This is a genomic window from Carboxylicivirga caseinilyticus (assembly GCF_050589785.1).
Classification (GTDB): domain Bacteria; phylum Bacteroidota; class Bacteroidia; order Bacteroidales; family Marinilabiliaceae; genus Carboxylicivirga; species Carboxylicivirga caseinilyticus.
Genome location: NZ_JBNGOX010000031.1, coordinates 12952 through 26374, shown reverse-complemented (window position 1 = coordinate 26374; position 13423 = coordinate 12952). Strand labels below are relative to the sequence as shown.

Here is a 13423-nt window from a genome sequence, read left to right as displayed (position 1 = left end):
CTCACACATTATTTTTTAATATTAGTTTTTAACATTAACTCCTAAACTCTGCAAAGCTTTGGGGGAGTGCTCCAATGCAATACGTGCAATTTTAATAAAATCGCTCACATAATTCTGCATCTTAACTACCATTTTCTTTCTCTGAGCTGTTAACTGCCTTAATTCTGCAGCGCTTTTCAAACACTCATCGTTCAAATCATTTAAATCAACCAACTGTTGACGTAACTCCTCTATTTTCGATGCTTCAATTCCATATTTTGCCATACGGCCTAAATAATCATCATCATTTTTAAGCATAATTGAACAAAATACACTTACCTGGAAATACCACTCTTTATAAGTACGCTCCCTGGTTCCATCAAGAATCAAAACATTACGAGCCTTAAAATCCTCAGCAAAAACAATACGCGCAATCTTCAAATACTTCATATAATCTCTATGAATTTTAGATTGCAAATTCTGCTTTTGTCTAAACTTTTCAATTTTTACTGATTTTGCTAAATGCTGCTTAAATGAAATCTCCTTGAGCATTGAAAAAACTTTTTCCCCATCGTCCAACCGCCTTTCATCATAACCATACTGCATTACAGCATTCTTAATATCATCAACATTTTTACTGTTATGCACTAGTATTCCTGCCTGATGAATAAATGATGTTATCGTTTGCTTAGTATAATGCATATATTTTAATAATATTTAATCTATTTATTAAAATTAATAGTCTACAGTTAAGTTTGAAACAAATATTTATAATTTATTTTTAATATTCAAAATATTAGACAATTTATTTTTTTATATTTTAATCTATTATCTTTATGTGATATTACATTTATAGTTAAGATACTAAATTTTTATTTAAGATTAATATATTAAACTAAAGAAAGGTTAAATATATTTTTAGATTAAAATATTTATAAATAGAAAAATTCAATTATAACATATATTAAAACTTTACTAATTATATACGCTCATTCTAATTTTAGAAATATCTATTTTCATTAATATTCAGTAAAAAATTAGTAAGAAAATAAAATATTAAAAACAGATTAAAGTATTTATTAATTAGATCATATTTCCGAAAAATATATATTAAAAAAAAGGCCTGTTCTAGCAAAAGAACAGGCCTTAATCAATTACATATAAGAAATTAATCTATTGTCAATTCGATTTTGACTGAAGTATGTAGGTTATAAATTCAACGAAATTTTAGCTCGAAGACCGAATTGAGGAACATTTAATTTAGATTGCGGAGTAACACGCCAAAGTGCTTCCAATCGTATAAGACGCATAATATTTTCCAAACCAGCACCAACTTCCAGATATGGCTGATCAAGACCTGAAACCGTTTCTGGTATTTTTATAGCACTAAATTGCTTCTCACTCAAACTTCCAATCATTGTCTTAGCAGAAATAACCTCTCTCAATCCTAAACTTCGAAGCAAAGGCATGCGATTAAACAGAAAACCATTCAGGTGATATTCAAAATAGGCATGTAAATATTTATCATGAGCAAATTCAAGATAATTCAGCATATTGAAATCGTACAAATAATATCCAAAAGATTCATTCCCCCTTGGTAATTCAAGCATTGTATAAGGTACCTTTCCAAAAATAACACCTCCTTCAAAAGCATAATTTAATAATGTTTGCCCCATATATATGCCATGCTTTATAGTAGTATGAATTTTTTGATACCTGCTTACTTGGCCAGCGTATTCTGCTTGTCCTGTAGTTAATGCAAGGTGAAGAATCGGATAATCCGTTGACAAATACAAACGCATAAACTCGTCGTCAATCACTTTTTCCTTAAATGAAAAACGAAAATCAATCGTAGCCTCATATGCATTTACATTCTTTACCTGCATCCCATTGTATACAAACGGATAAAATTCCGGTGAATACTGTGATTTATAGGTTAGATTAAACTGCGATGAAAAACCAGTACGCCATTCATGTTCATAGCTGAAATCAATCTCTTTCTGTCTCAACAATTCATCAAATGGATCACGCACAAAAAATGCCGAAACAAGATTATTTTCAGATGGAGTGAGCATATTTTCGTATAAATACAAGATCTTCCTATTTTCTCCCATCCGGATATATCTATCGTCATAATACATTTCAATCACCCTTCTTTTAGGATGTTCAAATTTATATCCTCCACCAAGCAATCCTGAGATCTTTTCTGTTTGCAAACCATAACCTAATCCACCCCAAAGCATCCAGTTTTTACTAATTTCTTTACTGGTACGTGCTCCTGCAAAAAACCTAACTCCTTCAACTTTATTAAACTGCAAAAAATTCATATATGGACCCAGTTCGAATTTACCAAGATCATAATAACCGGTCATCATCATACGGGTTGTATTATCCAGAATCTTAATTAGTGGAATCTGATTAATAGAATCGATGGATAATGCAATTTCCTTTTCAGCATTACTTAGAGGAATATGCCTTGCTTTGCTCCAATAAGTTGTATCACGTGTATAAGAACCCGATAGTTTTACAGATTCGTAACTGAGATTTCTGGCACTTAACACTACCTCTTCCTTCGGATTAATCTTAACATCTTTAAAGGATGAGTATTCATTAAACTCAAGCTCCATTCTTCGATTCTGTCCAGGAATTTCAAATGGGAGATAATCAAAGGACGCATAAACTGTTTGTTCTTTGTAAAAGGATTGATGTTCGGTTATTTTTTCGTAGGTCACATCAATCTTCATCTCCTTCAGAAAATTCATGTTGGTTTTTGACGACAATACTGCATCAACACTCACAATTGAGAAGTCTTTATCATCAATGATCATATGGCCACGAAAAACTTTATCATGTTTTCTACGGGGAGTGAATAAAATCTGATAATGCTTATAGCCCTCATGCTGAACACTGTCCACCAGGTAATACTTATAATAGAACCAACCATTTGATGCAGCCGGACTAACAAAGCTCTCTTCAAATACCTTAATGTAATTATTGTAAAAATTGTATTGATTATTCAATCCCGCTGTATACCCACCTATTTCATAATCACCCAAAACACCAAGCCCTTGTGTATTATCAGCTACAATAACTGATTTTTGCTTTAACGGTTTATTCTGAAACTGATTCTGTACAACCTGTTCAGAAAGATAAACAGGAAGGTATTTTGAACCATCAAAAGCCGTTTTGAAATAAGATTTATAATTTTTAAACGGCCCTGAATACATCAAAGCACTATCAACATTAGCAATATGATATTCCCATTTGGTATATTTTTCATACGAATAGCTCAAATGCTTATCCGGATTATTTTCAGTTTTGGCATCATTCATTCTTTCCAAAAGAAAACGAACCCAACTATCATCAGGCTTAACTGATATTTCATTTAAATTAATTTCGTCGGGATTAAGATATACCTCAAAAGGAGATTTAATTTTACTGACTTTAATTTCTTTTTTATGATAGCCTACGGAAGAAAAAACAATAGTATCATTGTATGAAAGAAGTTCCAGTTTAAAATATCCTGTTGAATCAGAAATTGTACCAATGTTGGTTCCTTTAAAATATACATTCACCATAGGTATAGTAGCATCTGATTTTGAATCAAGCACAAATCCATCAACAGAAACTTGTCCGAACCCGTTCAAACTGAATAACACAATCAGACATAAAAGACTGACTATCCGATAAATTTTTAACATTCGGGTATTTTAGGTTAACAATATCACCTTAACTTGTTTTTTTAAGGTCCAAACCATTAAAACTGCATGCAATATTACAGAAACTATTGGTTGATTGAGACAGATATGAAGTCAAAACGGTAAATTTTAAGTATGAACTTAATTTTTGCAATAGTCTAACAATAAAAAGCTATTTTCGGCTAAAATATTAAACAGCTAATTAAAATGATACAATCACTTCTTGAGCTTGACAAAGACATATTATTGTTTCTCAATAGTCATTTTTCAGCATATTGGGATAATTTCTTCTGGATGTTTACTAGCAAAGAAGTGTGGGTACCGTTATACCTGACTATTGGGTATGTAATATTTAAAAACCATGGATTTAAAGGTATTATCACCCTCTTATCTTTTGTACTATTGATTATTTTATGCGATCAAATTTCAACAAATATTTTCAAAGAAGGATTTCAACGTCTTAGACCATCACACGATGAAGATCTTAAATACCTGGTTCATTTGATTGCCGGCAAACGAGGTGGATTATATGGATTTGTTTCATCTCATTCAGCCAACTCATTTGGATTGGCTATGTTTAGTTCTCTTTTATTCCGCAATAAAACATATACTTTTTTCATTTTTACATGGGCCAGCATAAATGCATATTCACGAATATATATGGGTGTTCATTTCCCTGGTGATATTATAGGAGGATTTTTATTAGGGATTATTTTAGCCCTATTTGTATATGAGGTTTATTTACGTATAATAACTCGATTTATTGTTATTTCACATCACAATAAAAGGTTATTAAAATCCGGTTTAGCGGAAAGTTTTGGAAAAGATGAACGTTTAGTTTTTTTCGCAATCATAATTACAACCGGAACTTTATTTTTGGCTGCCAAAGTTATGATGAGACTTGTTGCTTAGCAATTAATCAAAACTGATTTTGATTTACTAATCTTCAACATAATCTTTTAATTCCCGCTTACAAGCTCTTAAATTACGAGGTTTGATAGGTAAAGTTTCTCTATCAGAAGCTTTTCGGTATAGATCGTTACACATCACGATTCCTTTACCTAACAAAGCCATCTTTTCTTTACGGGTAATTGATGACAAACAAGTAACAGGATGAAGATTTTCAATTTCAATCCATTTTTTAAGACTTGATTTTTCAGGATAATCCCATGCCAACAAATTTAATCCATAATCGGCACCAAACTTTTCAGCATCTTCTGTAAAACGTGTATTTGTTATAATCCAACCTTCTGTTTCAATATTACGTAATTGATCATCAAATGATCGTGCTCTATTAATATCATCAAAACGAGAACGAATATACATTGGTACTTTAACATCAGATTTTGTCCCCGGGTAATTATGAAACTTACATTCCACAAAAATATGTTTGTGACTATTTCGAGCATATACGTCTATTTCATGTGTAACACTATAGCCCTTAACCAGTTTTCCAACTTCAACTTCAAAACCACGTGCTCTGAATAACTCACCAACAAAATGTTCAAATGGATAACCTGAAGGCCCTAATTCAGATACAGCTTGTTTTAAACGATAATTAACAGCTGTTTTTTTAGCCTGCTTTCTAAGGATATCATATGCTTTATTATAAATTTCCTTAGTAGATATGCCATCATGCATTATAATGCCTACAGCATTTAGAATATCTTGAGCAACATCATCTGAAGCTCCCGATCGCTTTAGTGAGGACAACAACTTTTCACTCTCAAAATAAACTTTATCTCCAGAAGCTTTTTGTATCAAAAAGTCGTTTAATGGTTTAGTATGCATGATAAATATGTTTGGATAAAGATAGTAAAACACATCAATTGCCAATCGCAGTTAAAAGTATTTTTTGTTTAACTTTTTAATTTAATTATTAAACAATACCAAATCCCAATTGTTAACCTTTTTACCATTTCATTATCTATTTTTTAAACATATTACAATGGCATTTTATCAATTTAAAAGACAGCAAGTTATTCATACAGATTTAAAAACACTTTGGGATTTTATTTCTTCGCCTGCCAATTTGAGTAAAATAACACCAGAAGGTATGAACTTCACCATAACTTCAGCGGGCATTGATAAAATGTACGAAGGGATGATTATATCCTATAAAGTTAACCTTTTACCTTTTATTAAAAGTACCTGGGTAACAGAAATTACAACTATTGAAGACCAGCATTACTTTATAGACACACAACTAATTGGCCCCTATAAATTATGGCATCATCAACACATTCTTGAGCAGACTGAAAGTGGCATATTAATGACAGACATCGTTAGTTATTGTCCACCATTAGGATTACTAGGAAGAATCGCTAACACTCTATTTATTAAACGACAATTAAAAAATATTTTCGATTATCGAGAAAAGAAATTAAACCAGATTTTTATTAAACCTTTACCATAGAAATAACATTACTACACCAGCCACAGCAATTACTGACCCAAAAATCTCCATAAAAGAAACCTTCTCTTTAAAAAGCAAGACGGCCGGAGGAATTATTAAAACCGGAACGATAGCCATTATAGTCGAAGCAACGCCTGTTGTTGTATATTTTATTGCCCATAACGAAAGAGACACTCCTAAAAAAGGTCCAAAAAATGCACCTATTGAAATGCGTGCCATTGCTGCTCCATATTGAGCAGCCTTAATAACTTTTGGCCAATGGCCTGTAAAAATGAATATTATTGAAAATCCAATAACACCCGTAATAACCCGAATCATTGTGGCTGATACCGGATCATAATCACCCATGCCTAATTTACTAAGAACCAACCCCAACCCTTGTCCTGTTGCACCACCAAAAGCAAGTAAAATACCTTTCAAAGAATATTTTATCTGTAGTTTTTTACCTTTCACAGGTCTTCCTAAAATAACTAATGAGATACCAACAATCGTAACAATCATTCCAAATATATTACCGATTGTTAATCTTTCTCCCAGAATGATCCATCCAAACAAGGCCGCAAGTGGAGGTGCCAATGCCATTATTAACATTGAAATCCGCGCTCCAATCACAACAAAAGCCTGAAACAAAAGCAAATCTCCTATTACAAATCCTACCAAACCACTTATCGATAACCAAAACCATTGATCTGCTGTTGCCCCTGAAGGAAAGAAATAATCAAATCGAATATAAGATAAGGTTCCAAGTAAAAAAATGGCCATAACCAACCTAATCAGGTTCACCGACATCGAACCAACTTTTTTACCTGCTGATTCAAAAGCCAGTGAGGTAAAAGTCCAGCAAACAGCTGTTAATAATGCAGCCACTTCGCCCTTATGCGAAAGAAAGATTTGTTCCATGGCGCAAAGTAAATACTTTACTTAAAACCAAAATCTATACTTAGCTGTTTTTTAACAGACGAATAACATGTTTTTGACTAATTTGAAATTAAAAACACATGTAATTTGTATACTTTTATGCACTAATCTAGAACATTTAATTTAAACCCATGTCTCGTAAACAAATAATCAATTTGTTATCAACGCTTTCCTTTATTGCGTTAGGTGTTATGTTATTCTTTCTTTTTAAAAGTCTAAAAAAACCACCTCAGGTGGCACTTCCTCAGAAAGCAACCCGCGGTATACATACCCTCACAGTTAAATACTCTAACCTTCCGGGCATCATTGAATCATCAGGTAGAATCACTGCTTTTGATGAAATAACCATTAGCAGCGAGGTCAGTGGCAGACTGGTAGCCGGATCTAAGTTATTCAAGGATGGTACTTCATTTAATAAAGGAGAGTTGATTGCTAAAGTTGAAAATGAAGAATTTATTTTTCAGCTTCAGGCAACACGCAGTCAGTTTATGCAGAAATTAGCAACAAGTTTGGCTGATATTAAAATTGATTTTCCTGAATCGTACGACAAATGGCTAGCCTTTTTCGAAAAAATCAGATCTGATAAGAACCTGCCAGACCTTCCTGAAATAACCAACCCAAAAGAAAGGGTTTTCATGGCTGCAAAAAGTATCCTGAATGATTATTATTCAATTCAGAGTAATGAAGTAAGGCTAGAAAAACATTCGATACGGGCCCCATTTAACGGAACACTTAAAGAAGTAACTCTTGAAGTTGGATCCGTTATAAATACTGGCACTAAACTCGGCACTTTTACCCGTACTGATTTATTCGAACTGGAAGTACCGGTTGCTTCTGAAAATATTGATATAATTAAACCAGGCATGAAGGTTAACATCAAGAATAAAGAAGGTGAATTATTCTGGACGGGTACCGTTGATCGGGTTGCAGAAGTAATGAATTCTGCCACACAATCAGTAAGTGTTTACATTTCTATTCCAAGTAGCTTTGAACACCCTCTGTATGATGGAATGTATTTATCAGCCGAAATTGAAGGCAAGCCCATCGAAAATGTATTTGGTATTCCTAGAGATGCTATTTATAATGGTAATTATGTACACATACTTAAGGATAAAAAATTAGTAGATCAAGAAATCGAAAAGGTATTTTACAATAATGAAACAGTGTATATCAAAGGTGTACCTGAAGATTCTGAATTAGTTACAGAATCCATTATGGGCATTACAGATTACATTGATTTTGAATCCATCAAATAAAGCTTATTCAAGAAATGAGAAAAATAGTTGAATCATTTGTAAAATATCCTTTCTACGCTAACCTCGTGGTAGTAATTCTGATTTTGGCTGGTGGAATCAGTTTTTTATCAATGAGTAAGGCCTTCTTTCCAGAACGGGAATCTAAAATGATATTTGTTACTGTTGCCTATCCGGGTGCTTCACCCATTGAGATGGAAGAAGGTATCACATCAAGAATAGAAGAGGCCATTCGGGGCATTGCCGGTATTAAAGAAATAACATCCACTTCATCAGAAAACAGCGCCAGGGTAACCATTGAGACTACCGGTAAGTTCGACATAGACGAAACTCTTACTGAAGTTAAAAATGCTGTTGATGGTATCACCAGCATGCCTGTTGATGCAGAACGACCTATCGTTTACAAACAAAGAACCACGACACCTGCAATGCGATTGGGATTGTCGGGGAACATGGAACTGATGAAGTTAAAAAAGCTGGCTTATCAGATTGAAGATGACTTTCTGGCATCAGGATTGATGAGTCAGGTTACCTTATCAGGAATACCAGCCACTGAAATTGCAGTAGAGATATCGGAAGAAAACCTTATTAGATATGGCATTACATTGGATGAAATAAGCACTACAATTGCAAGAACAAATCGTGATGTTTCGAGTGGAATGTTAAAGAATGAGGATCGAATGATTTATATTCGATCCCGCAATCGTACTATCAACACAGAAATAATCGGAAATACTGTCATTAAAGCTCAACAAGATGGTAGTCTGGTTCGAATCAAAGATGTTGGTGAAGTTAAAACACAATTTGAGGATATTCCAAACAAGTCATACCTTAATGGTAAGCCAGCCATAAGTATAATGGTTAGCAAACTAATTACCGAAGACCTTGCGGATATATCGGAATACCTGAATGAATATACAAATCAGTTTAATAAGTTATATCCTAACGCCAAATTAACCATCTCCTTCGATTTTATGGAAATGCTTAATTCCCGCATATCTCTTTTGTATAAAAACGGAATGATGGGATTAATTCTGGTTGTTGTTGTATTGGCTCTGTTCCTTAGCTTTCGACTTTCGCTTTGGGTTGCCTGGGGTATACCTGCAGCCTTTCTTGCGATGTTTATCATGGCAAACCTTTATGGCATCACAATCAACATGATATCATTGTTTGGTATGATACTCGTTATCGGTATTATTGTTGATGATGGTATTGTGATTGCCGAAAACATTTTCAGTCATTTCGAAAAAGGCAAAACCCCAATGCAGGCAGCCATTGAAGGTACAATGGAAGTACTACCGGCGGTTACAACTTCTGTAATAACAACAATTCTTGCTTTTATTCCGTTATTTCTGATTGAAGGAAATATGGAGTTTCTCTTCGAGATGGCATTTGTTGTGGTATTTAGTCTAGGATTCTCTTTGATAGAAGCTTTCTTTGTTCTACCCGCACATATTGGTACGCCTCATATTCTAAAAAGAACTACTAATCATGTAAGCTTTGGTAATAAGGTACGTAATCAGTTGGAAAAAATGGTTTCATTTCTTCGCGACAGATTGTATGGCCGATTGTTATCATTTATTTTAAAGTGGAGAATTCCAGCTCTGGCTTTCCCAGTGTTTGCAGTAATGATTACGGCAGGATTATTTGCAGGTGAATTAATTAAATCAACCTTTTTCCCAAGTATCCCACCAGACGATTTTGATATAAATGTTGCCTTTACTCCGGGTGAAGGCGAAAAGCAGACTTATGATGCTTTGGTATATTTTGAGCAGGTTGCATGGGAAGTAAACGAAGAACTTAAGGAAGAATATAAAGACACTTCTGATTTTATTATTTACACATATCTGAATACCGGATCATCATTTAGCGGTCAGGAAAGAGGAACACATGCTGGTCATGTTTCAGTGAACCTGCGTAATTTAGAAAAGAGCCCAATCTCCAGCTTTGATATAGCTAGTCGTGTTCGTCAGAAGATCGGAACAGTTCCGGGTGCTGATAAATTTACAGTTGCAGGGCGAAATCGTTGGGGAAGCCCTATTGAAATCAGTCTTTTAGGCAATAATCAACAAGCTCTGGAGAAAGCTTCGGAAAACTTAAAAACAGAACTAAAAAAGATATCAGAATTAACCGAAGTTGTTGATGATAATGCATTAGGTGCACAGGAAATAAAAATCAAACTTAAACCTAAAGCATATTTTCTGGGATTGACTGACTTTATGATTCTTAACCAGGTACGAAACAGTTTTTTTGGAGCGCAAGCTCAGCGTTTGCAGCAAGGGAAAGATGAAATCAGAGTATGGGTACGCTACCCACCTCAAGATAGGGAACAATTTAACCAGTTAGAAAAGCTAAAAATCGTAACTACTCAGGGTGAATTTCCATTAAGAGAACTGGTTGATTATGAAATTACTCGTGGACCGGTAAGCATCAATCGATTCAACGGAAAGAAAGATATTCGTGTATCAGCTGATTTAGTAATCCCAACAACTCCTGTACCCCCAATTCAGACTTATATAACCGACAGTATAATGCCTGGCATATTAGCTCATAGTCCGGGTGTTACTTTCATGTATCAGGGACAACAAAAAAACGCTCAGGAAAACATGTCCTCTATGAGATCATTCTTCCTGCCAGCATTTGCTTTAATCATTATTGTTATCATGATTCACTTTAGATCTGCTGGTCAGGGCTTGATAATTGTTTCGATGGTACCAATGGGTTTTATTGGTGCTGCCTGGGGACACTTTATTCATGGATTACCAGTTTCGATGTTAAGTGTTTGGGGTATGGTTGCTCTATCAGGTGTAATTGTTAATGATGCAGTTGTATTTCTCTCGAAATACAATATTCTTATTAAGGAAGGTTATAAGGTTCAGAATGCAATTTATGAAGCTGGAATATCACGTTTCAGACCTATTGTTCTAACAACATTAACGACAACAATCGGTTTATATCCCATTATCCTGGAAACAAGCCGTCAGGCACAGTTTTTAATACCAATGGCTATAGCATTGGCTTATGGGGTTTTCTTCGGAACCTTTTTTATCCTGACTGTTTTTCCTATTACAATCTTTGCCCTAAACGATGTGCTGCGTTTTATTAAATGGGTCAAGACAGGAGTATGGCCTACCCGCGAAGAAGTGGAACCTGCTATTATATACCACAAACGCGATTTAGAATTACATCCTGACAACCAAGATTAGATAAACGATATTTTTACAATGAAAAATTATATCCAATATATTTTCGTAACGGCAATTCTAACCTTCTCTCCAAATTGGATGGTTGCACAGCAAAAGATGACATTGAACGATGCCATCTTAACTGGACTTGCCAACAATTTTGATATTAAGGTTGGTGAAATGAATTACGAAGTATCGAAGATTCAGAATTCATGGGGAAATGCTGGAAGATGGCCTTCAATCACCCTTTCCCTAGGCATGAATAACTCACTCAATGACCGTTTTAATGAGACCAATGAAACAGGATATTTTTCTGGCTCAATAATGGCTAACTGGTTATTATTTGATGGTTTTGCTGTTAATATCAGAAAAAGCCGATTACAGTATTTAGAACAAATTAGTGGTGGCAATGCAGCTGTCATAGTCGAAAATACAATACAGGCAATCATTTTAGGTTATAATACCATTCTGTTGGAAATGGAACGGTTAAAAGTTCTGGAATCGGTTATGAACCTTTCAAAAGACCGTTATGATTACATTCAGCATAAAGCTGAATTTGGAGTTGGGTCGACCTATGAAGTTTCACAAGCAAAAGGAGACTGGCTTACCGACAGAGCTAATTATCTGAATCAGGAAATGACAGTAAAATCTGTCAAAAGACAATTATCCTATTTAATGGCTCTTCCTCCTGAATCAGATATTGAATATACCGGCATTCTGGAGCCTGTTGCCATGGAATATGAGCTTGCTGCTCTAAAAGATAAGATGGAAACTGAAAATCAGACCCTTAAGAATCAATATATTAACTTAGAGGTTCTCGACAGGGCTTTAGCTTTGGAGAAATCGGCAAGATATCCATCTCTTTCATTAAGCACCGGAATATCAAGTAACTATTACCCTGACGCTCTAAATACCAGTGAAACAGCTGCCGCATTTAGTGGATCTTATTCTGCCATTTTAAATCTTTCGCTCAGCTATAATTTATTTAACGGAAACCAGGTCAATCGTAGCATTGAAATTGCTCAAATTCAGGAACAGATAGGTGAAGTACAGATTGAGGAAATGAAGTCTCGTTTAACCAATCAATTATACGATTACTATGATTTATATAGTGTTCGTAAAGAATTATATGAGTTACAAACCGAAAACCTTGAAACGGCCCAGATTAACATGGATATTTCAACAGAAAAATATCGTAATGGTGCTATTTCATCATTTGATTATCGTAATGCTCAAAGAACCTACCTTGAAACAGCCTTACGACAAGTTCAATCGGTTTATAATCTTATTGAAACTAACACAAACATAATCAGAATTACAGGAGGTATTATTGCAGAATTTGGAGAATAGTTTTAGATTTAACACTCTTAACTATCTCCAATACAAATGAAAGGCGTATTATTTGAAATACATCAGCAACAAAATAACGAACAATTATTGGCCTATCTATGCGGATTAAGCCTCTTAACTAAAAAGAAATTTGGTCCGCACCCTTTCACCTTGGAAGCAATTAATAATTTGGCCAACAACAAAGGATACCGATTATATACTGCCCGATATAAAAACAAATTGATTGGCTATTCAATCATTAAAATTGGCTGGCTCGATCATGAAAAATCCAGGTTGATGAAATACGGTATTACTGAAAATTATCATGATATCACTTTGGCTCCTTCAATTGCTGATGAGTATCAGGGTAAAGGTATTGGTTGTCAATTTTTACAATATATTCTGAACGATATCGATAGCTTGATGAATAAAGGGAATATATATCTATGGGGTGGTGTTCAGAAGAGTAATAAAAGAGCCATTAAGCTTTATGAAAAAATAGGATTTGTCACCCTTGGAGTTTTCAACAACAAGGGTGCTTATCTCGACATGGTACTTCCGCGTAAAACAACAATAGTACATCAGACAATTTTAAATTCTGAAGAAATCTACTCTTAAGCCTTAATTTTCGTATTTAAATATGAT

At 34.3% G+C, this 13423-nt stretch carries 10 protein-coding genes; 6 read left to right on the top strand and 4 right to left on the bottom strand.

The window, feature by feature from the left end; translation table 11 throughout:
- Positions 1 to 21: 21 nt before the first annotated feature.
- Both ACRD62_RS15285 and ACRD62_RS15280 read right to left on the bottom strand, forming a co-directional pair.
- Entirely contained in the window at positions 22 to 681 is a 660-nt protein-coding gene (locus tag ACRD62_RS15285) for a PQLLE family protein (protein ID WP_430820979.1), read from the bottom strand.
- A gap of 506 nt (positions 682 to 1187) precedes the next feature.
- The gene (locus ACRD62_RS15280) at positions 1188 to 3680 is read right to left on the bottom strand and encodes a DUF5686 and carboxypeptidase-like regulatory domain-containing protein (protein WP_430820978.1); all 2493 of its coding nucleotides are present in this window, start codon (positions 3678 to 3680) and stop codon (positions 1188 to 1190) included.
- Positions 3681 to 3884: 204 nt separating this feature from the next.
- Between ACRD62_RS15280 and ACRD62_RS15275 the strand changes: the two genes are divergently transcribed.
- Positions 3885 to 4589, top strand: coding sequence for a phosphatase PAP2 family protein (locus ACRD62_RS15275; RefSeq protein WP_430820977.1), 705 nt, complete (start codon positions 3885 to 3887; stop codon positions 4587 to 4589).
- 27 nt (positions 4590 to 4616) lie between these two features.
- Here the strand turns inward: ACRD62_RS15275 and ACRD62_RS15270 are convergent, their stop codons facing one another.
- Positions 4617 to 5468 carry a restriction endonuclease gene (locus tag ACRD62_RS15270; protein ID WP_430820976.1) on the bottom strand — a complete coding sequence of 284 codons (852 nt, stop codon included), beginning with the start codon at positions 5466 to 5468 and terminating at the stop codon, positions 4617 to 4619.
- 157 nt (positions 5469 to 5625) lie between these two features.
- On the opposite strand from ACRD62_RS15270, the gene ACRD62_RS15265 reads away from it, so the two are divergent.
- Positions 5626 to 6093, top strand: a complete 468-nt coding sequence (locus ACRD62_RS15265; protein ID WP_430820975.1) for an SRPBCC family protein — start codon at positions 5626 to 5628, stop codon at positions 6091 to 6093.
- On the opposite strand, the gene ACRD62_RS15260 is transcribed toward ACRD62_RS15265, so the two are convergent.
- On the bottom strand, positions 6085 to 6993 hold the full coding sequence (locus ACRD62_RS15260; RefSeq protein WP_430820974.1) for a DMT family transporter: 909 nt from the start codon (positions 6991 to 6993) through the stop codon (positions 6085 to 6087). The genes ACRD62_RS15265 and ACRD62_RS15260 overlap by 9 nt on opposite strands.
- A 149-nt stretch (positions 6994 to 7142) precedes the next feature.
- Between ACRD62_RS15260 and ACRD62_RS15255 the strand changes: the two genes are divergently transcribed.
- Genes ACRD62_RS15255 through ACRD62_RS15240 form a run of 4 tightly spaced genes read left to right on the top strand, consistent with a single transcriptional unit; the run spans position 7143 to position 13396 of the window.
- Complete coding sequence (locus ACRD62_RS15255) at positions 7143 to 8267, top strand: efflux RND transporter periplasmic adaptor subunit (RefSeq protein ID WP_430820973.1); 1125 nt, start codon at positions 7143 to 7145, stop codon at positions 8265 to 8267.
- Between the two features lie 14 nt (positions 8268 to 8281).
- Positions 8282 to 11470, top strand: coding sequence for an efflux RND transporter permease subunit (locus ACRD62_RS15250; RefSeq protein WP_430820972.1), 3189 nt, complete (start codon positions 8282 to 8284; stop codon positions 11468 to 11470).
- 18 nt (positions 11471 to 11488) lie between these two features.
- A complete protein-coding gene (locus tag ACRD62_RS15245; protein ID WP_430820971.1) occupies positions 11489 to 12799 on the top strand; it encodes a TolC family protein in 1311 nt (436 codons plus the stop codon).
- A 36-nt stretch (positions 12800 to 12835) separates the two neighbouring features.
- On the top strand, positions 12836 to 13396 hold the full coding sequence (locus ACRD62_RS15240) for a GNAT family N-acetyltransferase (RefSeq protein ID WP_430820970.1): 561 nt from the start codon (positions 12836 to 12838) through the stop codon (positions 13394 to 13396).
- Positions 13397 to 13423: the final 27 nt, after the last annotated feature.

Excerpts from the sequence above, each read along its gene's own strand:
- ACRD62_RS15285 (WP_430820979.1), bottom strand. The coding sequence starts at position 681 with ATGCATTATACTAAGCAAACGATAACATCATTTATTCATCAGGCAGGA.
- ACRD62_RS15280 (WP_430820978.1), bottom strand. The coding sequence starts at position 3,680 with ATGTTAAAAATTTATCGGATAGTCAGTCTTTTATGTCTGATTGTGTTA.
- ACRD62_RS15275 (WP_430820977.1), top strand. The coding sequence starts at position 3,885 with ATGATACAATCACTTCTTGAGCTTGACAAAGACATATTATTGTTTCTC.
- ACRD62_RS15270 (WP_430820976.1), bottom strand. The coding sequence starts at position 5,468 with ATGCATACTAAACCATTAAACGACTTTTTGATACAAAAAGCTTCTGGA.
- ACRD62_RS15265 (WP_430820975.1), top strand. The coding sequence starts at position 5,626 with ATGGCATTTTATCAATTTAAAAGACAGCAAGTTATTCATACAGATTTA.
- ACRD62_RS15260 (WP_430820974.1), bottom strand. The coding sequence starts at position 6,993 with ATGGAACAAATCTTTCTTTCGCATAAGGGCGAAGTGGCTGCATTATTA.
- ACRD62_RS15255 (WP_430820973.1), top strand. The coding sequence starts at position 7,143 with ATGTCTCGTAAACAAATAATCAATTTGTTATCAACGCTTTCCTTTATT.
- ACRD62_RS15250 (WP_430820972.1), top strand. The coding sequence starts at position 8,282 with ATGAGAAAAATAGTTGAATCATTTGTAAAATATCCTTTCTACGCTAAC.
- ACRD62_RS15245 (WP_430820971.1), top strand. The coding sequence starts at position 11,489 with ATGAAAAATTATATCCAATATATTTTCGTAACGGCAATTCTAACCTTC.
- ACRD62_RS15240 (WP_430820970.1), top strand. The coding sequence starts at position 12,836 with ATGAAAGGCGTATTATTTGAAATACATCAGCAACAAAATAACGAACAA.